General features: G+C 67.6%; 23 protein-coding genes. 12 read left to right on the plus strand and 11 right to left on the minus strand.

Features of this window, described 5'->3' with window-relative positions; all coding sequences use genetic code 11:
- Nucleotides 1-334: 334 nt before the first annotated feature.
- Nucleotides 335-655, minus strand: a complete 321-nt coding sequence (locus KUTG_RS62600; RefSeq protein WP_052396294.1) for a group II intron maturase-specific domain-containing protein — start codon at nt 653-655, stop codon at nt 335-337.
- A 313-nt stretch (nt 656-968) separates the two neighbouring features.
- Here KUTG_RS62600 and KUTG_RS47785 point away from each other — a divergent pair, with 313 nt between their 5' ends.
- The 3 genes from KUTG_RS47785 to KUTG_RS59935 all read left to right on the plus strand — a co-directional run bounded on the left by KUTG_RS47785 (nt 969) and on the right by KUTG_RS59935 (nt 3,598).
- Complete coding sequence (locus tag KUTG_RS47785) at nt 969-2,330, plus strand: IS4 family transposase (RefSeq protein ID WP_043723012.1); 1,362 nt, start codon at nt 969-971, stop codon at nt 2,328-2,330.
- Between the two features lie 126 nt (nt 2,331-2,456).
- On the plus strand, nt 2,457-2,927 hold the full coding sequence (locus KUTG_RS62605; RefSeq protein ID WP_198047604.1) for a helix-turn-helix domain-containing protein: 471 nt from the start codon (nt 2,457-2,459) through the stop codon (nt 2,925-2,927).
- Nucleotides 2,816-3,598: an IS630 family transposase gene (locus KUTG_RS59935; RefSeq protein ID WP_198047082.1), complete on the plus strand. Its 783-nt coding sequence runs from the start codon at nt 2,816-2,818 to the stop codon at nt 3,596-3,598. Before KUTG_RS62605 ends, KUTG_RS59935 begins: the two co-directional genes overlap by 112 nt.
- A gap of 155 nt (nt 3,599-3,753) precedes the next feature.
- On the opposite strand, the gene KUTG_RS57490 is transcribed toward KUTG_RS59935, so the two are convergent.
- Together KUTG_RS57490 and KUTG_RS47805 are read right to left on the minus strand one after the other, a co-directional pair.
- Nucleotides 3,754-6,405, minus strand: coding sequence for an RICIN domain-containing protein (locus KUTG_RS57490; protein ID WP_232241329.1), 2,652 nt, complete (start codon nt 6,403-6,405; stop codon nt 3,754-3,756).
- Nucleotides 6,406-7,331: 926 nt separating this feature from the next.
- Complete coding sequence (locus KUTG_RS47805) at nt 7,332-9,467, minus strand: NEW3 domain-containing protein (protein ID WP_052396295.1); 2,136 nt, start codon at nt 9,465-9,467, stop codon at nt 7,332-7,334.
- A 558-nt stretch (nt 9,468-10,025) separates the two neighbouring features.
- Here KUTG_RS47805 and KUTG_RS59945 point away from each other — a divergent pair.
- Nucleotides 10,026-10,301: a hypothetical protein gene (locus KUTG_RS59945; protein ID WP_157495311.1), complete on the plus strand. Its 276-nt coding sequence runs from the start codon at nt 10,026-10,028 to the stop codon at nt 10,299-10,301.
- A 479-nt stretch (nt 10,302-10,780) separates the two neighbouring features.
- On the opposite strand, the gene KUTG_RS47810 is transcribed toward KUTG_RS59945, so the two are convergent.
- From KUTG_RS47810 to KUTG_RS47815, 3 genes are all read right to left on the minus strand, one after another.
- Nucleotides 10,781-11,068: a peptide deformylase gene (locus KUTG_RS47810; RefSeq protein ID WP_232241330.1), complete on the minus strand. Its 288-nt coding sequence runs from the start codon at nt 11,066-11,068 to the stop codon at nt 10,781-10,783.
- Nucleotides 11,069-11,220: 152 nt separating this feature from the next.
- Complete coding sequence (locus KUTG_RS65560; protein ID WP_255360988.1) at nt 11,221-11,352, minus strand: hypothetical protein; 132 nt, start codon at nt 11,350-11,352, stop codon at nt 11,221-11,223.
- Nucleotides 11,353-11,541: 189 nt separating this feature from the next.
- Nucleotides 11,542-12,177 carry a TetR/AcrR family transcriptional regulator gene (locus KUTG_RS47815; protein WP_043726598.1) on the minus strand — a complete coding sequence of 212 codons (636 nt, stop codon included), beginning with the start codon at nt 12,175-12,177 and terminating at the stop codon, nt 11,542-11,544.
- 14 nt (nt 12,178-12,191) lie between these two features.
- On the opposite strand from KUTG_RS47815, the gene KUTG_RS47820 reads away from it, so the two are divergent.
- The 8 genes from KUTG_RS47820 (at nt 12,192) to KUTG_RS47845 (ending at nt 19,959) form a co-directional block, all read left to right on the plus strand.
- Nucleotides 12,192-12,812 (plus strand): SDR family NAD(P)-dependent oxidoreductase, encoded by a 621-nt coding sequence (locus KUTG_RS47820; RefSeq protein ID WP_198047902.1) that lies wholly within the window; start codon nt 12,192-12,194, stop codon nt 12,810-12,812.
- Between the two features lie 951 nt (nt 12,813-13,763).
- Complete coding sequence (locus KUTG_RS47825) at nt 13,764-15,065, plus strand: IS256 family transposase (protein WP_043729001.1); 1,302 nt, start codon at nt 13,764-13,766, stop codon at nt 15,063-15,065.
- A 128-nt stretch (nt 15,066-15,193) separates the two neighbouring features.
- Complete coding sequence (locus tag KUTG_RS47830; protein WP_232241331.1) at nt 15,194-16,450, plus strand: aldose epimerase family protein; 1,257 nt, start codon at nt 15,194-15,196, stop codon at nt 16,448-16,450.
- 579 nt (nt 16,451-17,029) lie between these two features.
- Nucleotides 17,030-17,620, plus strand: coding sequence for an expansin EXLX1 family cellulose-binding protein (locus tag KUTG_RS47835; protein ID WP_232241332.1), 591 nt, complete (start codon nt 17,030-17,032; stop codon nt 17,618-17,620).
- A gap of 343 nt (nt 17,621-17,963) precedes the next feature.
- Nucleotides 17,964-18,209: a hypothetical protein gene (locus KUTG_RS59955; protein ID WP_157495313.1), complete on the plus strand. Its 246-nt coding sequence runs from the start codon at nt 17,964-17,966 to the stop codon at nt 18,207-18,209.
- Nucleotides 18,210-18,496: 287 nt separating this feature from the next.
- Nucleotides 18,497-18,916, plus strand: a complete 420-nt coding sequence (locus tag KUTG_RS64805) for a helix-turn-helix domain-containing protein (protein WP_232241333.1) — start codon at nt 18,497-18,499, stop codon at nt 18,914-18,916.
- Complete coding sequence (locus KUTG_RS64810; RefSeq protein ID WP_232241334.1) at nt 18,913-19,179, plus strand: transposase; 267 nt, start codon at nt 18,913-18,915, stop codon at nt 19,177-19,179. The genes KUTG_RS64805 and KUTG_RS64810 overlap by 4 nt, the downstream gene beginning before the upstream one ends.
- Before the next feature lie 243 nt (nt 19,180-19,422).
- Complete coding sequence (locus tag KUTG_RS47845) at nt 19,423-19,959, plus strand: superoxide dismutase family protein (protein WP_157495314.1); 537 nt, start codon at nt 19,423-19,425, stop codon at nt 19,957-19,959.
- 557 nt (nt 19,960-20,516) lie between these two features.
- Here the strand turns inward: KUTG_RS47845 and KUTG_RS65565 are convergent.
- The 5 genes from KUTG_RS65565 to KUTG_RS47855 all read right to left on the minus strand — a co-directional run bounded on the left by KUTG_RS65565 (nt 20,517) and on the right by KUTG_RS47855 (nt 22,750).
- Nucleotides 20,517-20,639: a hypothetical protein gene (locus KUTG_RS65565; protein ID WP_255360989.1), complete on the minus strand. Its 123-nt coding sequence runs from the start codon at nt 20,637-20,639 to the stop codon at nt 20,517-20,519.
- Nucleotides 20,640-20,785: 146 nt separating this feature from the next.
- Nucleotides 20,786-21,013: a P-type ATPase actuator domain-containing protein gene (locus KUTG_RS65570; RefSeq protein WP_255360990.1), complete on the minus strand. Its 228-nt coding sequence runs from the start codon at nt 21,011-21,013 to the stop codon at nt 20,786-20,788.
- A 2-nt stretch (nt 21,014-21,015) separates the two neighbouring features.
- A complete protein-coding gene (locus KUTG_RS65575; RefSeq protein ID WP_052396297.1) occupies nt 21,016-21,591 on the minus strand; it encodes an HAD-IC family P-type ATPase in 576 nt (191 codons plus the stop codon).
- A complete protein-coding gene (locus KUTG_RS64815; RefSeq protein WP_369794603.1) occupies nt 21,546-21,800 on the minus strand; it encodes a cation-transporting P-type ATPase in 255 nt (84 codons plus the stop codon). The genes KUTG_RS65575 and KUTG_RS64815 overlap by 46 nt, the downstream gene beginning before the upstream one ends.
- Nucleotides 21,797-22,750 carry a polyphosphate kinase 2 family protein gene (locus tag KUTG_RS47855; protein WP_043726606.1) on the minus strand — a complete coding sequence of 318 codons (954 nt, stop codon included), beginning with the start codon at nt 22,748-22,750 and terminating at the stop codon, nt 21,797-21,799. The genes KUTG_RS64815 and KUTG_RS47855 overlap by 4 nt, the downstream gene beginning before the upstream one ends.
- Nucleotides 22,751-22,793 lie beyond the last annotated feature (43 nt).

The raw sequence follows: 22,793 nt of genomic DNA on the forward strand, positions 1-22,793 counted from the left end.
CGGAATCGCCCCTATGTCGACGGCCCCGACATCAGACGCCGTGTCGGGAGGTGTGAACGTTTGCACCGCTGGAGACTGGGTTTCAAGCAGTCTGGCCTTCGCCGTATCACGCGGGCCTTGCACGACCGTGCCTTCGGCGTCTTCGCGGCACCCCGCGCTTTCCCGCCATGCTCTTGTCCCCTCCCGGTTTCCCGTTCAGGTAAGGCGGGTGGCCCAGAGGTCACCTCCTCCCGAACCTCTGCCCCCTGTAGGGGCGATCTGGCGCCGAGTTAGACGGCGCACTCTCTCAACGCAACGGGCTCTCCACAAGTCCCGGCGGAGCCCTGGGTCTTCCTCATCCCGTGGCTGTTGGCCAGGGTGACGGAATCACGGTTCCCCGGTAGCGGTAGCGCGTGGTGCGCACTCGCGCGGGATCGAACAGTGTCCGTTCCTGGCCGGACGGCCACCACCCGCCGCCGCAGAAACGACGACGCAGGTCCTTCCACGTGATCCGGCGGTGCTTGCGCCGCAGCCAGCCGACAACCCGGGCCCATGTGTAGTGGCTCAGGTATTGGAAGGCGGCGTGCGAGACCCCGGGGCGGAAGTAGGCGCACCAGCCCGGCAGCATCCGGTTGAGCTGGATCAGCAAGGCATCGAGCGGCTGGTCGGTGTCCATGTTCCGGCACAACGTGAGTACCTGATTCCACTGTCCTGCAACGAAATCAGACGTCTCTGGGCCGCACTGACCAACCCGACGCGGTCGCGGACGCACGTCTATCGCTGGTCTGACTGGCGACGACGACGCCAAACCCAAGCCCGTCACAGCCACTACCAGCGACAACGCGTCAAACATCCCAGACTGCCGTTGCCGTACTAGAACCAATGCCGTGAAGTTAAGGGTGGGGTGCGGCTGTCCAACCGGGTGAAACAGGCAACGGAGTCCTTGCTAGAACGGTGTCGACCAAGATCACCAAACAGCAAGAACTCCGTTGGATACCCAGTCTGTCATCACACGCACCATCACCGTGGCCGGGGGCCGCTTCGCCCCCGGCCACCTCGGTGAACTCACCCAACACCTGCCCTTCGAGATGGTCGACGCGGCACTGACCGCGACCCGCACCACCCAATCCCGGTTACGCGATCTGCCCTCCCGGGTCGTGGTCTACCTGCTGCTGGCCGCCTGCCTGTTCCCCGAGGTCGGCTACCCGACGGTGTGGCGCAAACTCACCGCCGGGCTGGCGGGCATCCCCACCGCGTCCCCCACCGCCGGCGGGCTGGGCCAAGCCCGCCACCGCGTGGGCGCGGCACCACTGCGCTGGCTGTTCGACCTCCTGCGCGGCCCCGCCGCCACCGGCCCAAGGCAAGGAATCCGGTGGCAGGGCCTGCTGGTCTGCGCAATCGACGGCACCACCCTGACCGTGCCCGACAACCCCAGAACACGTGCCCGGTTCACCAAACAGCGCTGCAACCACGGCAGCACCGGCTACCCCCAGATACGGCTGGTCGCGTTGCTCGCCTGCGGCACCCGCACCCTGATCGACGCGGTGTTCGGTCCCACCACCGCCGGAGAAACTACCTACACACCACGCCTGCTGCCCAGCCTGCACGCGGGAATGATCCTGCTGGCCGACCGCAACTTCGGCGCCGCCGGCCTCCTGGCCCAGATCGCCGCGACCGGAGCCCACCTGCTGGTGCGCCTGAAAAACGGTCGCAAGATCCCCGTCCTGGCCCGCTACCCCGACGGCTCCTACCTGTCGATGCTCGGCGGCTTGCGGGTGCGCGTCATCGAGTGCGAGATCACCATCGCCACCACCGCCGGACGCCACACCGGCGTCTACCGGCTGGCCACCACCCTGCTCGACCCGCACCACCACCCGGCGGCCGAGTTGATCCGGCTCTACCACGAGCGGTGGGAGATCGAGACCGCCTACCTGGAGCTGAAATCCAGCATCCTCGGTGGCCGGGTCCTGCGCGCCCGCACCCCCGCCGGGATCGAGCAGGAGGTCTACGCCCTGATGGTGACCTACCAACTCCTCCGCACCACGATCGCCGACATAGTGATCACCCGACCCGACATCGATCCAGACCGTGCCAGCTTCGCTATCGCCTGGCAGGCCGCCCGGGACCAGCTCGTCCAGGCAGCGAACGTGATCGCCGGCAGCGTCATCGATCTGGTCGGCACGATCGGCCGCCACGTCCTGGCCGACCTGCTGCCCACCCGACGGCTACGGGTCTGCCCCCGCATCGTCAAACGCGCAATCTCCAAGTACCAGGCCAGAGGCTCGAACATCGACCGGACCAGCTACCAGGCCACCCTGAGCATCGACATCCTCGTCCCGTCAGACCCTTGACGATCACCACAACCGCCAAACTTCACGGCCTTGGTACTAGTAGCGTGTCGCTGCTTAGTTGTGGTGCCTGTGACTGGGAGGCTGTTGTCCGGCAGGTCCCTTTCCCTGCCGGACAAGGACTTTGCCATGGCCTCACTGATGAAGCGGCCGGTCACGTTGTCGGCGCGGGATCGTGAAGAGTTGAGCCGGCTGACCACCACGGGTGTGCATCCGGCATCGACGATCAGGCGGGCACGGGTGCTGCTCGCGCTGGACACCTCGGTGGGCGAGCCCGATCCGAAGGACGTGATCGCGGCCCGACTCGGGGTCTCGGGCGAGATGCTGCGGCTGGTTGCCAGGCGGTTCGCTGAGACCGGTGGCGATGTCCTTGCCACGATCTCGCGGAAGAAGCGTGACCTTCCACCGGTGCCGTCCCCGGTGACCGGCGAGGTGGAGGCCCGGCTGATTGCCCTGGCGTGCTCCCAGCCGCCCGCGGGGCATGCCCGGTGGTCGTTGCGGCTGCTGGAAAAACACGTCGAACTCACCGAGGACATCCCGAACCTGGATCACTCCACCATCGGCCGGGTCCTAAAAAAACGGAACTGCGCCCTCATCTGAGGAAGTGCTGGAACATCCCGCCACGGGCGAACGCGGAGTTCGCCGCCCGCATGGAGGACGTGCTGGCGGTCTACGCCCGGCCGCACGACCCCGCCCGCCCGGTCGTGTGCATGGACGAGAAACCCTTCCAGCTACTTGGCCACGTCCGCGACCCGCTCCCCGCCCGGCCAGGCCAGAACGCTTGCGAGGACAGCGAATACGTCCGCTGTGGCACCTGCTCGATCTTCGTGTGGGTCGAGCCCCTGCAAGGGTGGCGCCGTGTCCACGCCCTGGCCCGGCGGACCAAGATCGATTGGGCTGAGCAGCTCAAACAACTACTGACCGTCGACTATCCCGACGCCGAGACCGTGGTGCTGGTCATGGACAATCTCAACACCCACGGCATCGCCTCGCTCTACGAGGCCTTCGCACCCGACGAGGCCTTCGCCCTGGCCCAGCGCCTGGAGATTCACCACACCCCCAAACACGGGTCCTGGCTCAACATCGCCGAGATCGAGTTGTCCACGCTGTCGCGGCAATGCCTCGACCGCCGCATCAACGACCTCGACACGCTCAACGCCGAACTCGCCGCCTGGCAACACGCCATCAACACCGAGCAACGCCAGGTCCGCTGGCAGTTCACCACCGACGACGCACGCGTCAAACTCCGCCACCTATACCCCAAGAGTTAGCCGCGACAATCTACTAGAACCGCGCCGCGCTCGCTCCCTATACCTGAGTGGGTCTACACGTTCATGCCGGGTGTGCACGCCGCGTGGCCGAGAACCCGCTGCGCGAGGCGGTTGGGGGCCGGGCACCTGAGCCCGGCCCCCAACCCTGTCATCGCTCAGGGAGCCAATTGCCACTCCTGGTTGGTGCCGCCGTTGGCGGTCCACTGCACGACTTGTGCTCCGTCGCTGGTCGAGCGGCCGTAGACGTCCGTGACCAGCCCGCTGTCACGGCTGACGACGGTGTAGTACCCGTCGCCGGTGGGTTTGAGGTACCACTGCTGGTTGGTGCCGCCGTTGCTGGTCCACTGTTGCAGCTGCAAGCCCGCGGTGGAGGAGCCACCGTTGACGTCGAGCACCTTGCCGCTCGCGGTGTAGGTCAGCGTGAACGCCCCGTCGGACAGGGCACTGACGGTCCACGCCGCGCCGCCGGTCTGCTGCACGGCCTTGGCGCCGTCCGCCGTGGAGTTGCCGGAGATGGCGAGCGGCTTGCCGCTGTTGCGGTTGACGATGTGGTACGTGCCCGGCGTGGGGCCGCTGCTGGAACCCAGGTTGATGTACTCGGCCGAGTCGGTGAACGCGGTGGTGCCGCCCTTGGTGGTGGACAGCACCAGGTATATCCGCGAGCCGCTGGCCGGGGCGGTGAAGGTGACCGGCTGGGTGACCCGGGAGCCGAGCGGGATGGTCAGGGTCGTGTTGCCGGATGCGACGACCGTGCCGCCTACCTGGTTCAGGTACGCCGTCCAGGTGAAGCCGACGGAGGCGTTGCTGAAGTCGTCGTTGAACACGGTGATGTTCCGGGTCACCGTGCTGCCGGACGAGTAGGAGGTCACGGCCTGCGGGAGCGGGAAGTCGCCGTTCGAGTCCGACTTGCCGGAGGCCGACCAGTAGGGCAGGTCGATCGCGGCGATCGGGTTGAATCCGTCCTGGATCCGCTGGATCTGCGGGTTGCTCCAGGGATCGGCGAGGTTGTCCGCGCCGTAGAGGGGATGGCGGCCTTCCTCGGTGGTGAAGTCGGTGGTGCGTACGCCCGGCACGAAGCCGGCCCAGCCGGACAGCAGGGTGTACGGGCGAAGGTCGCTCGCGTCCTTGCCGCGCTTGGCGGCGGTCGCCGTGGCGAACCATTCGAAGCCTTGCGTGGTGCTGCACGCCGGCCAGATGTACTCGCCGTCGCCGAGGGGCCGGCCGGTTCCGGACCACAGCTGTTCGCCGTAGTTGCCGAAGCCGTCCAGGTAGTGCGGGACGATGTTGAAGTTGGCCTGCGTCATGTTCGGGTACTGGTTGGGCGACGCGCCGACGCCTTCGTCGACGCTGACGGGCCTGGTGCCGTCGTTGCCGTTCATCGCCGTGTACAGGTCCTGCTCGAACTGGCCGGAGTCCTGGCCGCTGGCGCCGTTCGGCTCGTTGACCTGGCTCCAGCGGATGATCGCGGGGTGGTTGCGGTCGCGCAGCACCAGTGAGCGGGCGTGGTTGACCATGTTGGTGAGTCCGGCGGAGAAGTCCTGGAGGCCGCTGGAGCCGCGGATGGCGGTCTCGTCGATGATCATCAGGCCCAGCTGGTCGGCCACGTCGAGCATGAAGGGGCTGGCCGGTTCCTGGTGGATGCGCACCACGTTGTAGTTGAGTCGCTGGTAGTTGTCGACGGCCTGCGGCCAGCCGGCGTTCGTGCTCGACGGCGGAAGGAAGCCGGGCAGCGTGTCGTAGGCGTCGCCCGCGCCGCCGTTGTTGATCTGGTCGTAGTCGGCGCCTTGCAGGTCGTCGCCGCGCAGGTTCGCCCGCACGCCGTTGAGGTAGTAGTACGCGCCGTTCTGGGTGAATTCCCGGAACCCGAACCGGCGGGTGGCGTCACTGGTGTGGCCGTCGTCGGTGGCCGCGTGCACCGCCAGGTCGTGCAACTGGGCACGGTACCCGGACCGGTAGGGGACGTTCGGCCACCAGTAGGAAGTGGAGCCGAGGTTCCACGCCACCGGGCCGACGGTCACCGTGCTTGTCGAGTGCGCGCCGACCGTGACGGTCTTGCTGGGCAGCGACGGATAGCTAAATGACGTTCCGTTGTCGGACGTGAGCGATCCGGTCAGGGTCACCGTGCGGGCGCTCGCGGAGGTGTTGGTCACCGACACGTCGTAGCTGAGGGTCTGATTGGCCACCGAGGTGCGTACGAAGGTGTCGCTGACATACACGGCGGGATAGATGCGCAGGAACGCGGAGCGGTAGATGCCCTGGGGCACCGCTGCGGACCATTCGGCGGCATCCGGTACCAGGTACTTGCCGTTCGACGGATTCTTCAGCGCGTTGCGCCCCTTGACGTCCACGCTGATCGTGTGCGTGGTTCCGGGCGCCGCGTAGGGGGTGATGTCGAAGTTCGACGGGGTGAAGGCGGTGGTCTGGGTGGCGACCACCTGACCGTCCACCGACAGAGTCGCCTGGTGGTTGACCGCGCCGAACTCGATCCACACCGACTGCGGCTGTCCCGAGTCCGGCACGGTGATCGTGCGCGAGTACACCGCTTCGGACACGCTGGTGAAGCCCTGCTTGTACCAGCCGCCGCCGGGCACGGTGATCGAGGTCTTCCCCTGGCCCGCCGGCGTGAAGCTCCACGATCCGGACAGGTCGACCGACGCTACCGCGGCGTCGCCGGCGGTGAAACCATCGACGCCTGATGCCGCTGCGGCGGGAACGGACGCCGTGGAGGCGGTGGAGGACGCCGATCGCGGTGCGGCTGTGGCCGGCCCGGCGGCCAGGCCCGCGGCGACTAGCGCCGCGACGGCCACGACCGCCCCTGCCAAACCTCGCCGTCGCGGCGAGGGCGTGTGTTGACGGTACCGGTTGAGGCGTTGCATGCGCGGGACCCTCTCCATTGACGGGCGCGACGTGCTACCAGTGACCGAATAGGCGCGCCGCGCTCGACGCGCGGCGCGGGTTGCCGGGCGCGAACTCGCTCAGCGGTGGGATGTGTTCGCGGCCGGTTCGGATCGTGGGTTAAGTTGCCAGCGCGCCGAGACGAGTGCAAGGGATGCGGGCCACTGCGCCGCCACCCCGCGGCGCCTGTCCGTCTTGACAGGCGGCTGACCAGCCTCGTTCGAATCGGTTCGATAATCGCGCTCTGAAGCGTCCAGTGCCGGCTCGCGAAACTTTCAGGTCATCGCCCGGCTCCATCGATTCCGGGCACGAAGCGATGATGCGAGGTCTAGCACATGCTGTGAACATAAGGCCCGGGTGCTCGGGCCGGTGCGACTAGACCGACGCCGGGATTCCCACAAGCATGACCCGGCCGCAGTGGTGTCCCTTCGCAATCCCCGCGCGAAGGGACACCACCGGCTCAATCCGACCTGGCCCCCGCTCGATCAGGGCTGGCGATATAGCACCCTGGGCGCACGAGCGCGCGTACCGTGAGGTGCACGGTTCGTCGTCGTGGCGAGGGGGTCGGCTATGACATGGCCCATCTTGGTTGCCGTGGTTGTCCTGGCACTGGCCATCGCGGCATTCGTGGACATGCGGTCGCGTCGAATCCGTGGGCACGCGCTGACGATGCGACTACCCAGCCGGACGGCGCGCAGGAGCGAGGCTCGGGCGCTGATGTCACGCCGAGTCGCGCCGGCCGACTGGGACAAGTACCGAGCCCGTCGGCCAGGTGTGGACATCCCGAGGGCGGACTGAAATCTGCTGATGCTCGTCGGCACCGCCCTGGCGCTACCGGTCAGCTCACCGTGAAGCCGTGGTAGCCGACCAGGGCCGGTGATCCGGCCGAGGCCGATACCACGAACAAGCCGGCGTCCTGGGTCGCTGCCTGTCCGGCCACGGTCGCGGTGCCGACGGTCGTCCAGTTCTGGCCGTCGGTGGAGTAGTAGCCGGTGTAGCTCGCGCCGGCCCGAACCAGCTTGAGGTGCACCGGAACCACGGCCGGAATGGTCCCGTTGCCCGGGGTCACGGAGTCGATGTACGGGTTGCCGTCGCTGTTCCACTCCAGCTGGATGCCGCCGGACGGCGACACGTACAGGATCACGCCCTCCGGCCCGGAGCCGGCGGCGGTCATGCTGTTGCGCACCATGATGCCGGCCTTGGCGTAACCGCTGAGCGCGGCCGTTGAGGTGACCTCGGTTTCCACCGTGGCCGCCGTGCCGACCACGCCGGACCGGTAGATGGCGGAGTAGTTGTCGTTGCCGGACCACACGTCCTGGCCCGCCCCGGAGATCGCGAAGTCGCCGCCGACCTGACCGAACCGCGCCGGCGCGTCGGTCGCCGACGAGTACGTCGCGTACGGCGCCTGCACCGGCGAGACGAGCTGGGCCTGCTGGCTGGTGGACACGGTGCCCTGCCGGTCACGCCACAGGTAGTTGGCGGTAGCGGTGAGCGTGTCCGTCTCGATCGGAGTCGTCGGAGTCGGTGGCGTCACAGTGAACTGGGCGGTCACTGTCCGTCCCGTGCCGACGCCGGTGAACCGGGTCGGGCCGGTCGCCGTGATCGACCAGCCGGCCGGGCCGGTCAGCGCCAGGTCGGCCGCCCGAACCACGGTGCGGCCGTTGTTGGTGAAGGATTCCGTAACGCTGACCGGCTTTCCGGGCTCAGCGCCGGTCAGGTCGCTCTGCCCGAGTATCACGTTCGGGCCGACGTTGGAGCCCACCCTGCCGGCCGACACCTGGTACATCACGACGCCATGCGCCGGCACGGCGGCGGTGATGGCGCCAGCCGTCTCGGTGGTGTTGTGTGACCAGAGGTCCCGCAGCTGGTAGTCGTTCGACTTCGGCAGGCCGACCTCGCTCGCGGTGGTGCCGATCGTGGCGGTCGTGCCGGTGGAGTTGAACAGCACCACGGCCCGGTCGCCGCCGGACAGCGGCTTGGACAACACCCACAACCCGTTGTTCCCGGCGGGCTTCCCGCTGGCCGGCACCGGAACCGCCTGCTTGGCCAACGGATCCTGGTCGACGGCGATGACATCGGCGTTGGTGTAGATGGCGAGGTCGGCGGCGCTGATGTGGCGCAGATCGGTGCCGGCGATCAGCGGCGCGTTCATTGCCGCCCACAGGCTGAACTCGGCCCGGTACTCGGCGGTGGTCAGGTGCCCGTTGCCGACCTCGAGCATGTCCGGGTCGTTCCACGCGCCCGGCCCGGAGTACGGGTAGAGCCACACGTTCTGCTGGAAGATCGACAGCATGCTGCCGTAGCTGTCGTTGATGTCCCCGGTGGTGCGCCAGGAGTTGCCGACCTGCGGACCCCACGTCCACGGCTGGTTGACGCCCCATTCGCACAGGCTGTACAGGATCGGCCGGCCGGTGGCGGCGAGCGCATCCCGCATCGCGCTGTACCGGTCGATGTACTGCTGGGTGGTGCTGCTGCCGGCGTTGTTGCAGTTGTCGTACTTGAGGTAGTCGACGCCCCAGCTGGCGAAGCTCGCCGCGTCCTGCTTCTCGTGGCCGAGGCTGCCGGGATAGCCGGCGCAGGTCGCGGTGCCGGCGTCCTCGTAGATGCCGAGCTTGAGTCCCTTGGCGTGCACGTAGTCGGCGACCGCCTTGATACCGTCCGGGAACTTCACCGGGTCCGGCACGAGGTTGCCCGCGGCGTCGCGCTGCTTCTCCAGCCAGCAGTCGTCGATGTTGACGTACTGGTAGCCGGCCTTGCGCATGCCGTTGGCCACCATGGCGTCCGCGGTCTGCTCGACCAGCGCCGCGCTCACGTCGCAGCCGAACGCGTTCCAGTCGTTCCAGCCCAGCTGCGGGGTTTTGGCCAATCCGTTGGCCAGCGCGTCCGCCGCCGGCGCGGTGACCAGCGGAACGGCGGTCGCGACGAGCAGGGCCGCGGCGAAGCCGACGACGCCGCGTCTCGGGAGTACGCCCATCGAACTGTTCCTCCATCCAGGAGCAGGGAACCCGGAACTGTTCGGTCATGGGCGGGCGTGTTGAAAAACCGCTCGTAACCGAACGGAAGCAATCAGGCAACCACGTTCTTAGCCTGGTGTGCAGGCGGTTCGCAAGGGGGAACCGGGCAGCTGTTGGATATTGTTTGACTTCCCGGTCCGGCGTTCGATCGCGGAACCGGCACCGGGGCCGGTTCCGGTGCCGGGGCCGAAGTGCCGCGCGTACCCGGAGATTCGGCAGAGCCGCGGGTGGCAGGCCGGGCCCGTCTGGGTGGATCCGATGCCCGACCGCGGTCCCCCACCGTTGGAAGTTCGACTGCGGGACGGGGGTGCCGTGGAGAACGAGGTGAGCGCCGACGCCATCGCATGTCGTGCAGGCCAAGGTCATTCGCGGCGATGTGAACGTGCACACGGCCACCGTCGTGGACCGTCCGACCCGGCCCCGGCAGTTGCCGCCCCGCCGATGCACTTGACCGGCCGGCGGGCCGAGCTGGCAGTCATGGACGACCTGCTGATCGAGGCCCAGACGGGTGGGTGGTGATGCTGACCGGGCAGGGCGGCGTGGGCAAGACGGCGCTCGCGCTGCACTGGGCGCACGCGATGCGGGCCCGGTTCCCGAACGGCGAGCTGCATGCCGACCCGAGCGCGTTCAGCGGCTCAGAGCCACTGCCGCTGCCCGGTCAGGGTGACGGTCTCGATGAAGTCCATCGCCAGAATCGCCTCAGCCTGGCAACGCAGGAAGGCAGCCCAGGTCACGGTCGCGCGCTGCGGGGACTGCTCGATGCCGGCTGTCTTGAGGATCTCTCATACCGCTGACGTGGCGACGGTGACGCCGAGGAGGGCGAGTTCACCGTGGATGCGGCGGTATCCCCGCGAAGGGTCCTCGGCAGCCACACGCAAGACCAGTCGGCGGATCGAGGCGATGGTATGGGGTCGCCCGGCCCTGCGGTGCTGGCTCGCGCGCGTGTGGCGGCGCCGGTCCCGGGGTGGGCTGAGCACCGAAGTCCATGTGTCGGTCGACGCGTGGTCTGCCGATGCGGATCGTGCCGCCGGGCCAGGCCGGTGACAACCCGCGACTCCTGCGAAGCGTGCACGAGCGGGCTGAGTGCGGTGAACTACCGCCTGTCGACTCTGTCCTTATCAGCCGCTCCAGGATGCCTTCGATCGACTTCTGAGACAGTTGTCGAACCGGTCGCGTGGCGCCGGCGGACACGACCAACCCGCCGGCCCCGCCCGCCGCGATGAAGCCAGTCCAAGCTGCTCCCGGCGGACCGAACTCGGGGGCGCCGCTGACGTCACGAATGCCCGTTGTAGCTCCAGGTCTGGCCAGTGCCGCGGTACTGCTCGACGGGGACGGGCTGAGTCTCCTCAACCAGGTGATCACGGCACAGGACACCGTGCAGGTGATCGATCTCGTGTGAGACAAGGCGAGCGATGCCCCGGTCGAAGATCGTGATCTTCTTCTCTCCGGTGACCTCGGTGTGCTCACCGTGGATCACCAGCGGCCGGGGAACCAGGCAGCGGACATCGAAGAAGCTCAGACAGCCCTCGTACTGCGCGTCGGTCTCCGTGCTTGCAACCACGCCGCGAACCACCATCGAGATTGTCCGCAAACCCGCTGGCCAGAAGGGGTTCGAGGTCATCCCGCAATATTCGCATCACCTGGGCACCACGCCGAACAACCCGATCAGCGCAGATAGGCTCGGGGAGCTTGAAGCCACGGCGAGGCAAGGTCTCACCGGTGGGCGGTGTCACCGGTTCGGCGGTTGTCGCTCAGGTGGCTGATGAGGTGGCCGGTCAGGTCGGCCTGCTGTGTCACCTGCTCGGACGACAGTGCCTCGAAAACCAGCGTGCGGACCGCGTCCACGTGGTCGGGGCAGCCTGTTCGATGGCTGCTCGGCCGGTGGCTGCGAGGTGGAAGGTGGCCGCTGCGCCGGTCGGTCTCGCACTCCTCCCTCTCGACCAACCCCTTTCCTCAGCGTTCGTTGTGATGCTGGTTCGGTCCGAGCACCGTTGCCGCCCGCCGATCAACCTTCACGCGCTGCGCACGGCTGCTTCAGTTGGTGGTGTTCGCCGCGCCGTATCTGGCCTCCATCATCAGTACGGCCTCGTCCACGACGTGTGCCATCGATGCGTCGTCAGGGGACCAGTTGATGAGCAGCATCCGGGGCCAGAAGACGTAGTTGGAGATCATCCCGAGGAACTGGGTTGCTGCCAGTTCCGTGTCGTTCAGCTTGGCCGTTCCCAGGGCGTTCTCGGTGTCGAGATAGCGGCGTACCGAGTCGAAGTAGGGCATCTTGCCGTGCGCGAAGTGGGCCTCGCCCAACTCGGGGAAGCGCGGCAGTTCGGCGATGACGATGCGGAAGAGGGCCGCCATGCCGGGCCGCGTGAGGAGGGTGACGTACCGGCGGCCGATCGCCGTCAGGCCCGCCCGCAGGTCGCCCGTCGGTGGGCGAAGGTCGCCATCGTCCTCGACCGTCCAGGACTCCGTCACAATCGCGTCGAACAGCACCGCCTTGGTCGGGAACTGCTTGAACAGAGTCGCCTTCGACACCCCGGCCGCCTCGGCGACCTTGGCCAGTGAGGTGCCGGCGTACCCGGCGTCGAGGAACAGTCGGGTGGCGGCCTCGACGATGGCCGCCCGCTTCTGCTCGGCGACGCGCCGGTGGTAGGGCGAGGGCTCCGTCGTCATGAGGCGAGCGGGCACTGTTCGTCCGCCTGGACGTCACCGACGAGGACGCCTGGGCGGCGGCGGTCACCGAGACCGAACGCCGGTTCGGTCCGATCGCGGTGCTGGTCAACAACGCTGGCGTCCAGAACCCCGCGGTGCCGATCGAGGCCATCGAACGGCGGGTCTGGGACCGCATACTCGACGTCAACCTCACCGGCACGTTTCTCGCCATCAAGACCGTGACGCCGTCACTGCGCCGCAACGGCGGCGGAGTGATCGTCAACATCGCCTCCACGATGGCCCACGTCGGCACCTCGCTCTACGCGCCGTATGTCGCCAGCAAGTGGGCGTTGCGCGGGCTCACCAGGACCGCCACGCTGGAGCTGGGCCGAGACGGCATCCGGGTCAACTCCATCCACCCCGGCGTCATCTCCACCCCGTTGATCAACGAACCGATCGCCGGCCAGCCGCCCATCGCCGACTTCTACTCGCCCGAGCCGTACGCCATCCCCCGGATGGGAACCCCGGCCGACATCACCACACTCCTGCTCTACCTCACCTCGGCCGACGCATCGTTCGTCACGGGCTCGGAGTTCGTCGCGGACGGCGGGCTCCTGCTCGGCCCCGCCCTGCAGCCCGACACGACGGCGGCCTGACCGGATCACCAGCCGCCCTGAAGGTCCCCGTCGCCTCACCGACGCCACGGCGAGGCGCACACACCCAGGACGTAGAGGAGGTCCGGTTAGGTTTCTGTGGCAGGGCTCGAACCTGCGCGCGCCTGGCGTCGTCGGCGAAGTCGGTGATACGCGCCTGGGTGAACCGCGTCTTCGGCTGGCTCAGTGACCCTGCAACGGACCCAGACAGGTGTGGACCGGCGGCGGCAAGCTGATAGGGCGGCTATCGGGCACGTCGGGGCGGGAGCAGACGTCAACGCCGTCAACGGCGGTCAACGGTCACGAACGGTCGTTGGCCGTACGAGGTTCAGGGCAGTTGCGGTTCGTTGGTGTCGGTTGGCAGATCCACCCTGTCAGGTGGCGCGAACCGCGACCCTGTAACGGTGTTACGTAAAAACTTGGAGGCACACGCTTCTGTTTCGCTCCTATTTGTGGGCTCTGGCGGGGTTTTGGGTCCACTGTGGACAATTGTCTGAAGATCATCAACGGGCATGAAAAAGGCCCGCTGACCTGAGCATCTGCCCTGGCCTGGCGGGTCTTCGTCGACCGTCGGGACGACAGGATTTGAACCTGCGACCCCTTGACCCGCAGTCGTGCCCGAGTGATGCGCTGACCTGCGAAAGCAGAGAATCTGCTGCGTGCTGTGGGTCTGTTGGCATCGGATGATGGGGGATTGGCGCCGTTGTAGTAGGTACGGCGCTCCTATTTCGCTCCTGCTCCTGGAGCCGGCAAACACCTGAGGGGCAGCAGCAACGCTGGGCCGTGCCCGAAGGTCAAGGCCTGCGGCCTCTTGCGGACTTGAGTCCTCGCCGGAGTCGTCGAGGTTGTCCCAGGTCTCGTGGAAGTTCTGAGGTGGCGGTCCCCCGCCTGAGACCTGCCATGAGGTAGGTGTTGGGCGTCTGCCAGGACAACCCGACAAGCAAGGGGACCGCCGTGGATAAGCAGTACCAGACACCGGAGATCGACTCGACCCGGATCGCCGTGCCCGAGCGGATCAGTATCGCGCTGGACGAGATCGCCGCCGACCTGCGCGAGGGCCTGCTCGCGCTCGCGGTGGGCGCTGGCATGCAGGTGTTGACCGCGATGATGGACGCGGACGTGACCGCGATGTGCGGGCCGCGGGGCCAGCACGATCCGGACCGGGCCGCAGTGCGCCACGGCCACGAGCGAGGGTCGGTGCCCCTGGGCGGACGGCGCGTGCCGGTTACCCGACCCCGGATGCGCGCGGCTGATGGCTCCGGTGAGCTGCCGGTGGCCAGCTACGAGGCGGTCAACGACACCGAGGTGCTGGGCCGGATGGCGCTGGAGAGGATGCTGGCCGGGCTGTCGACCCGCCGCTACACCGCCGGCCTGGAACCGGTGGGTGCCCAGGTCACCGACGCCGCTACGGCGGTCAGTAAGTCGGCGGTGTCGCGGAAGTTCGTGGCCGCGACCGAGACCGCGTTGGCCGATCTGCTGTCGGCTGATCTGTCCACACTGGATCTGGTGGCGTTCATGGTCGACGGGGTGCATTTCGCCGAGCACTGCTGCGTCGTGGCGTTGGGGATCGGCATCGACGGCACCAAGTACCCGCTGGCGCTGGTGGAGGGCTCGACCGAGAACGCCACCTTGGTGACCGAGTTGATCGTGAGTCTGCGGGAGCGGGGTCTAGATGTCACCCGCCCGGTCCTGGCGGTGGTCGACGGCTCGAAGGCGCTGCACCGCGCGATCAAGGACGTTTTTGATCATCCGGTGATCCAGAGGTGTCAACTACACAAGGTCAGGAATGTGGTCGACAAGCTGCCTGAGAAGCTGAAGTCGGTGGTACAGCGTCGAATGCGTGATGCCTACCACGCTGAGGGTGCCCTGGCCGCTCAGGCTCAGTTGGAGGCGCTGGCCGCGGAGTTGGACCGCACACATTCTGGTGCGGCCGCTTCGGTGCGCGAAGGGCTAGATGAGACGCTGACGGTGCTACGGCTAGAGGTGTCCCCGACGTTGGCGCGAACCTTGCGCTCTACCAACGCCATCGAGTCGATGATCTCTATCTGCCGCGAGCATGCCCGCAACGTGAAACGCTGGCGTGACGGGAAGATGGCGTTGCGTTGGTGTGCTGCGGGCATGGTCGAGGCTGGCAAGCAGTTCCGCCGTGTCAACGGGCATCTGCACCTGCCCGCGCTACGGGTCGCGCTCGAACGGCATGTCGCGACCGAAACCGCCGGTGTTGTGAGGCATGATGGGCGTGTGACCGCAGCCTGACGATCATGGGCCGCCACCGAAGTTCCACGAACCTCGGGACAATCTCGAGTCGTCGGCGAGTATCGATACGTGGCCTGAGCTGCAGCGAGGACTTTCGAGCCCCGCAGGGTCCGCGCGGAGGTAGGCGAATGAACGGGGAGATCTCGCGTGCTCTTGACCGCTGGCCGTTGCGGATCTTAGTGTCGACGCGGCGGCGTTGTGTTAGCGCTAACAACTTGTCCGGCGGCGTCGGAGCGGGCAGAAGGAACTCGCCGACCCCTGGACCGAACCAGCGAGGAGTTCGTCTGATGGCCCGCTTCACGGCGACCGCGCCCGAACTCAGCCGGGAGTTCTTCGGGCGGGTCGGGGACACCGACGTCCATCGGTACGTTCTGGCGTGGCCCGGCGGGCTCACCGTGCGTGTTCTCGACTACGGCGGGGTGATCCAGTCGTTGGAGGCGCCGGATCGCGACGGGTTGCCGGGCAATGTGGTGCTTGGGTTCGCCGGACTCGAGGGCTATGTCGCCAACAACGAGCCGGGCGCGGCCAGGGTCTTCCTTGGGGCGCTGATCGGCAGGTACGCCAACCGGATCGCCGGCGGCAGGTTCACCCTGGACGGCGTCGTCTACCGGACTCCCCTCAACAACGGGAAGAACAGCCTGCATGGCGGTCCGGCGGGATTTGACACCCGAGTGTGGTCGGCGACCGAGATCCGCGACACCGCGAGCGTCGGGGTACGGCTCACGCTGGTCAGCCCGGACGGGGACCAGGGCTTTCCCGCGACGGTGACCACCGACGTCACCTATCGCCTGGAGGCGCGCGACCGGCTGAGCATCACCTACCGTGCCACCGCGGTCGCGCCGACGGTGCTCAACCTGACCAATCACACGTATTGGAACCTCGCCGGCGAGGGCACGGGCGACGTTTACGGACAGTCGCTGATGCTCAACGCGAGCCGATTCTGTCCAACCGATGAAAACCTGATCCCCACCGGCGATCCGCAGCCGGTGGACGGCACGCCGTTCGACTTCCGCCGCGCGACCGAGATCGGCGCCAGGATCGACACCCTGGATCCACAACTGGCGATCGGACAGGGGTACGACCACAACTGGGTGCTCGACCGCACCGACCCGCTGTCCTTCGCCGCACGGGCCCATGACCCGGTTTCCGGACGACAGTTGACCATGTGGACGACCGAGCCAGGCCTCCAGTTCTATTCGGGCAACTTCCTCACGCCGGAGCTGATCGGCACCAGCGGCCGGCCCTATCATCGCGGCGCCGGCTTCGCCCTTGAGCCGCAACACTTCCCAGACTCCCCGAACCGGCCGGATTTCCCGAGCACCGTGCTCCGCCCCGGCGAGGTCTACCACCAGACCACGGTCTTCGAACTCGCTGTGGCTCCATGAGCGCCAACGCTCCAGCGGGGACCAGAGACGTGGTCGTTGTTCGGTCACTTCCGCGCACTGTGGGAACCCTTTCCGGAGAAGGACATTCGGCGGGTCACGTTGTGAACCGGGCTGGCAGGTCTCAACCGCACCGATCTTCGATAATTTCGACAACCCGTTGGCCGGCCGGATGAGAAGCCGATGGACGGGGACCGACCTGCACTTGCCGGTGACGCTTTCCCGCCTCGGGGATACGGGGCTTGCCCGGTCGTCGACGGTTTGGCGCGATCGCGCGGTCGACGTCACCTTTCTCTTTTCGCATAGGAGTTCGTGTTGTCGAGAAGATGGTCCGTGGCCGCAGGGGCCGCGTTGCTGATTGCGGTCGCGGGAACCGCGGGCGCGGTCGCGCTGAGCGACCGGACGGCCATCGCGGGTCAACCGGTCGCTGTGGTGGAGGCGAAAGCCCCACCCTCGGCCACGTCCACCTCGACCACGCCGCCGGCCAGCACCACCACCAGCACCGCCTCGAAGACGACGACTTCGAGCACGACGTCGTCCGCCGTGGCCGGGGCGTCGCCGGCCGGGAGAATCGAGCCCGGCGTGCCCCACGCCGGCGTGGCGACGTTCTACGACTCCGACGGCGGCGGCGCGTGCTCGTACGACCCCGGCCCCGACCCGCTGACCGCCGCGATGAACTCGACGGACTTCGAGGGCTCCCAGGCCTGCGGCGCCTATGTGCTGGTTCAGGCGGCCGGCGGGGCCAGCCTGACGGTGCGGATCACCAACCTCTGCCCGGCGCCGTGCCGGGTCGGGCAGCTGGACCTGAGCGCGGCGGCGTTCGCCCGGCTGGCTCCGCCGGTCGAGGGCGAGATTCCGATCACCTGGACGCTGGTGAGCCCGGCCCTGCCGAAGAACATCTCGATTCGCTACAAGACCGGTTCCACCCAGTGGTGGTGCGGGATCCAGGTCATCGACCACCGCAATCCCGTGGCCCGCATGGAGGTCCAGGTCGGCGGGCAGTGGCAGCCGCTGCACCGGGCCGACTACAACTACTTCCTGTCCGAGAGCGGCGCCGGCTGTGGCAAGCCGATCGCCCTCACCGACATATACGGCCAGCGCCTGGTTGTGGCCGCACTACCGGTCAAGCCCGATGTCCTCCAGGCCACGAACGTGCAGTTCGCCGGCCACTGACCGGTTGCCCGGCCACCGGCCGGCGCCGGAAATCACGGACGTGGGCGCATCGAGGAGAGGCCGTCCCACCGGGCCGGTGATCGGCCGTGCGCTGCAGTTGCTGGACGCGTTCGGCCCGTAGCACAGCGAGCTGTCCCTGAGCGACCTCGCCAGCGGGCCGGCATGCCGTTGTCGACCGCGCACCAGCTGTTGCACGAGCTCAGTGCGTGGGGCGCCGTCGGGTGCGGCGACGACGGCTTGTGCCGGATCGGGCTGCGGTTGTGGGGTTCACATTTCCACTCGGATGGTCGCCGACCCCGAGATTCGGATTTCGGCACGCCCGCCATCCCTCCACGATGAGCCCGTGCTCGACCGAGCCGCCCAGTTGTCAGTATCCGTCAGGCTGGACGATGAGCTGGACCCGGACAAACGCCCCGGATGCGCGCGGGCCCATGATCTTCTGGTTCCCGTCGAGAACAAGCATGTCGTCATCGGATTCCAGCACCGTACGGGCACCAATCAGTGCGGCGTCGACGTCGACCAGCTTGCAGGTGCATTCGCGCCGGGCCTGTCCTGGTCGAGAATCCGGTCAGTAGCCTTGGTCAGCTGATATGCCGCATTTGATGATCGGTGGGCCGTGGTTGCTCGACTGCTGTACCAGGCCTTGGCCCAGGGATTGTCCTGGCTGGCGCTTCTCGCCCGGTCCTCAGCATCCAAGGACGCGGAGATACTCGTGCTGCGCCACGAGGTCGCGGTGCTGCGCCGCACCAACCCACGCCCGCAGCTCACCTGGGCCGACCGGGCGGTGCTCGCGGCCCTGTCCCGACTCCTCCCCAAACCCTGCGTTCGTGCCGCATCGTCGCTCCCGCCACGTTGCTGCGGTGGCACCGGTGCCTGGTGGCCGGCAGGTGGCGTCAGCCGAAGCCGCCGGGTCGGCCGCCGATCAGTGACGAGATCACCGCGTTGATCGTCCGCCTGGCGACGGAGAACCGGGTCTGGGGCGTGGTCCGCATCCAAGGCGAGCTGCGTCGGCTCGGGCACCGCGTCGCCGCCTCCACCATCCGTCGGATCCTGCGCAGCTACCGGATCCCGCCACCGTCCAGTCGCGACGACACGTGGCGCACGTTCCTGCGCGCCCAGGCCGACGGTCTGCTCGCGGTCGACTTCTTTCACGTCGACGCCGTGGCCTTGAAACGCCTGTACGCGGCTTCTGTGATCGAGCACCGCACCCGCCGGGTCCATCTGCTCGGCGTCACCGACCACCCGACCGGAGCCTGGGTGACGTGGTGTGCACCGCGCCGCAGGCACCGCGGATGAACGCGATCGCCGAGAGGTGGATCTCCTCCGTCCGCCGCGAATGCACCGACCGGATTCTCATCATCGGCCGCCGCCACCTTCGCGATGTGCTCGACGTTTACGTCGAGCACTACAACGCCGGCCGCAGTCACCAAGGTCAAGGCATTGGGCTACGCGCACCTGATGATGACCCGAAGGTGATCCCATTGCCCACCACGCCGGACCTGATCAAGCGCAGGAAGCGCCTCGGAGGACTGCTCAACGAGTACCAACTCGCCGCCTAAAACCCCAGCTCACAGCCAGTGACAGGGTTTTCGACCAGGACAGGCACCCGCGTCCTCATTCCCGCAGTTCACACACAACCAAATCGGTGGATCCAGGCTGAGGTGCCGCCGGAGAATTCGTCCTTCTCATCGGCCCCCGTTACGCCTCGCGGACGCCAGCCAGAAGGGTGAACCCTTGCCCGCGGCGCCGGATCACGATAGAGAAAACCCATGGGATGCAAACCTCTTGTCATTCTGCTCACGATGACCGCCGCCATGCTGGGCACCGTCGGGACGGCGCCGGCCGAGCCCGCGCCGACCCCTCCGGCGGACACCTCGGTCGACTTCGAGAACTACCGGCCCGACGCCAAAGCCGTGACCTATGCCCCCGCCCTCGTCCCGGTGGGATCGAGCGCCACCGTGCGGGCCGTGCCCACCGCGGACGGCAAGACCATGGTGTTCCTCTATGTCGAGGGCCTGCTGGCCAACCACCAGTACGGCGCGCACGTGCACCAGAAGCAGTGCGGCGCCAAGGCCGACGACGCCGGTGGGCACTACCAGAACGTGCCGGACCCGGTACAGCCCTCGGTCGATCCGGCCTACGCCAACCCGCAGAACGAGATCTGGCTGGACTTCACCACCGACCGGCACGGTAACGCCTGGACCATCTCCACCGTGAACTGGCAGTTCACGCAGCGGCACGCCGGCTCCGTGGTAATCCATGCCGAGGGCACTCATACCGACCCCGGAAAGGCCGGTACGGCGGGCGCCCGGCTGGCCTGTGTCACCGGCGACTTCTGACGGCCCGACGGACGTAGTTCAACGGTCTGACCGCCGTGCGGCGGTCAGACCGCAACTCGCGCCGGGGGCGAACACGGCAGGTGACGCGACCGCATCTGAACCGTGCCGCACAACGGAAAGCACACGCCAGGAAGCGAGTTCGTGTCGAGCATGGCATCGGGCACCTGAAGAACTGGCGCAGCCTGGCTCGCTACCTCGGCACCGCCGCGAGATCCTCGACGACACCATCCGCGCCACCGCGGGGCTGCTGTCCGACCACCAGCACACCGACCGTCCCGCACCGCGTCCGATCGCGGCCCTGCCGGCCGATCGCCGCCACGGACGTCGATCCTCGGACGTGACGTTCGCTCAGGTCAAACCTCGCGGCCTGGTTCTCGACCAGGACAGGCAGTACATCCCGGCGTACGCGTGGATGCGGTCACCGTGACCAGACCCAGCCTGGACGACGTCTTCCTGCACTACACCGGGCGAGGCTTCGAGGGGATGGAGAATGCAGATCCTGTCGAACAATCCGGATTCCAAGTCCGGCGTGGGAGCCACAGGTTCCCACGCGGGCATCACGTCACGTTCAGCTCCGGGCGGTTGAACATCCAGCTCAAGCCATCGGTCAGCGCCCGAAGATCCGCGTCCCAGCCGGTGATGTCCTCAACCGTCACAACCTCGGCCACGCCGATCCCCACGCGGTGTCAGCCCATCGGGTTCAAGATCTCGGATGTAGTACCCGTAGCTCACCATAGTCACGTGCGGTCAGACCAACCGCGGGCCGCTGGCGTCGACGTCGAGGCCGGCCTTGTGCCCCAGCACGAGCAGGGCCCCTTCCGTGGGATCACCGACGACCTTTCCGTCGACGAGCGTCGCGTCGCTGGCCATCAAATAGGGCAGGATGGATGATCGCGTTGCGCTTGGCCAGGTCGACGCCGCCGAGTGAGAGGATGGTCTGAGTGACGGTCGGCAGCGCCTCCGGGATCGCGGCGATCGCCAGCGCGACCGCGCTGACGAACAGCGTGTCCCATGCCTGCCCCCGACTGAGCCCGAGCACGAACATCACGATCATGGTCAGCCCGCGGCGGCGGCGATCCACAGGGTGAGCTGGTTGAGCTCCCGAGTCCGCGGTGACTGCTCCGGCGGCGTCGCCGACAGCATCCCGGAGATCCGGCCCAACTCCGTGGCGGCGCCCGTCGCGGTGACGACCATCATGCCGCTGCCGTGGGTGACCGGGGTGTGCATGAACGCCATGTTCACCTGGTCCCCCGGAGCGGGCCGGCCGGACGGGAGAGCCTGCGTGCTCTTGGCGGCGGGCACGCTCTCGCCAGTCAGGGCGGACTCGTCGATCTGCAGCGAACTGGCGCGCAGGATCCGCCCGTCCGCGGGCACCTGATCACCGGCCGCGATGAGCACGACGTCGCCCACGACGAGGTTCTCCGCCGCGACGACCGCCTCTTCCCCGTCCCGGAACACCCTGGCGGTCGCCTTCATCATCGACCTCAGCGCCTTCATCGCGCTGTCGGCCTTGCCCTGCTGCCGCAACCCGACAACCGCGTTCACCACAGTCAGGACCATCAGCAGGATCGCCGTGGTCCACTGCCCTATCGCCAGCGAGACCACCGCGGCGACGACCAGAATGATCTGCATGTAGCTGCGGTACTCCTCGAGGAACGCAGCCAGCCCGGCCGAGGTTTCTCCTCCGGTAACGCGTTGGGACCGTTGGCGCGCAACAACTCCTCTGCGCGGGCGGCGGAAAGCCCGCAGGAGGGGTCGGCACCGAGCGAGGCGACGGCCTCCTCGGCGGTGCGGGCGTACCACGGTCCGACCGGCATCGGGACGTCGAAAGGTTGCGTCATCTCGTGACCTTTCCGCGGGCTCGGCGTGAACCGCCCGCCGTCGTGGGAGGTTTCTCCTCGGCCTCGAGCTCCGCCCTGGCCATGCTGAGCTCGTCCCGAGCCTCGTCGCTCACGCGCGGGTACTGGGGATCGATTTCCATCAACGTGTGCGCCAGCACCGCGCCGGCGCACAGGCGTGCGAACCACTTCCGGTCCGCCGGGATCACATACCACGGCGCCCAGGGTTTGCTCGTCGCCGACAGCATCTCGGAGAACGCTTGCTGGTAGTTCTTCCAGAAGCGCCGTTCCCGGATGTCGGCGGCGGAGAACTTCCAGTTCCGGTCGGGCACGTCGATCCGCTTCAGGAACCGCGCGCGCTGTTGCTCCCACGACAGGTTGAGGAAGAGCTTCACCACGGCGAACCCGTTCTCGGTCAGGTACCGCTCCCACTCGTTGATCTCGCGGTACCGCCGTGCCCAGATGTCCTTGCCCACAGACGCGCCGGGAAGGCGCTGCCGGTCGAGGTTCTCCGCGTGCACCCGGACGACGAGGACCTCCTCGTAGTGCGACCGGTTGAAGATCCCGATCTCACCGCGGGCGGGCAACCGGCACGCGTAGCGCCACAGGTAGTCGTGGTCGAGCTCCTCAGCCGAGGGGACCTTGAAACTGCTCACCTTCACGCCCTGCGGGTTGACTCCGCTCATCACGTGCCGGATCGTGCCGTCCTTGCCGCCAGCGTCGAGCGCCTGTAGGCACAACAGCACCCCGTGGATCTTCTCCGCGGCCAGCCTGCGCTGGTACTCGGCGAGCAGTTCGACCCCGGTCCGCAACAGCTCGCGGCCGTCCCGCTTCTTCGTGACTCCGGCCTTGAAGGCGGGGTCGAAGTCCTTGGCAAGGCTGACCTTCGAACCCGGCTCGACGCGCAGCGGCCCGATGAAGTTCGCGATCCGCTTGGCCCGTACGTCGTTCATTACGACGCCTCCTCGGTTCCGGCCTCCGGTCGAGGCTCGGCAG

The organism is Kutzneria sp. 744 (genome assembly GCF_000568255.1).
Lineage (GTDB): Bacteria > Actinomycetota > Actinomycetes > Mycobacteriales > Pseudonocardiaceae > Kutzneria.

Excerpts from the sequence above, each read along its gene's own strand:
- KUTG_RS62600 (WP_052396294.1), bottom strand. The coding sequence starts at position 655 with ATGGACACCGACCAGCCGCTCGATGCCTTGCTGATCCAGCTCAACCGG.
- KUTG_RS62605 (WP_198047604.1), top strand. The coding sequence starts at position 2,457 with ATGGCCTCACTGATGAAGCGGCCGGTCACGTTGTCGGCGCGGGATCGT.
- KUTG_RS47805 (WP_052396295.1), bottom strand. The coding sequence starts at position 9,467 with ATGGGCGTACTCCCGAGACGCGGCGTCGTCGGCTTCGCCGCGGCCCTG.
- KUTG_RS59945 (WP_157495311.1), top strand. The coding sequence starts at position 10,026 with ATGCTGACCGGGCAGGGCGGCGTGGGCAAGACGGCGCTCGCGCTGCAC.
- KUTG_RS47815 (WP_043726598.1), bottom strand. The coding sequence starts at position 12,177 with ATGACGACGGAGCCCTCGCCCTACCACCGGCGCGTCGCCGAGCAGAAG.
- KUTG_RS47830 (WP_232241331.1), top strand. The coding sequence starts at position 15,194 with ATGAACGGGGAGATCTCGCGTGCTCTTGACCGCTGGCCGTTGCGGATC.
- KUTG_RS64810 (WP_232241334.1), top strand. The coding sequence starts at position 18,913 with ATGAACGCGATCGCCGAGAGGTGGATCTCCTCCGTCCGCCGCGAATGC.
- KUTG_RS47845 (WP_157495314.1), top strand. The coding sequence starts at position 19,423 with ATGACCGCCGCCATGCTGGGCACCGTCGGGACGGCGCCGGCCGAGCCC.
- KUTG_RS65570 (WP_255360990.1), bottom strand. The coding sequence starts at position 21,013 with ATGATCGTGATGTTCGTGCTCGGGCTCAGTCGGGGGCAGGCATGGGAC.
- KUTG_RS65575 (WP_052396297.1), bottom strand. The coding sequence starts at position 21,591 with ATGCAGATCATTCTGGTCGTCGCCGCGGTGGTCTCGCTGGCGATAGGG.
- KUTG_RS64815 (WP_369794603.1), bottom strand. The coding sequence starts at position 21,800 with ATGACGCAACCTTTCGACGTCCCGATGCCGGTCGGACCGTGGTACGCC.
- KUTG_RS47855 (WP_043726606.1), bottom strand. The coding sequence starts at position 22,750 with ATGAACGACGTACGGGCCAAGCGGATCGCGAACTTCATCGGGCCGCTG.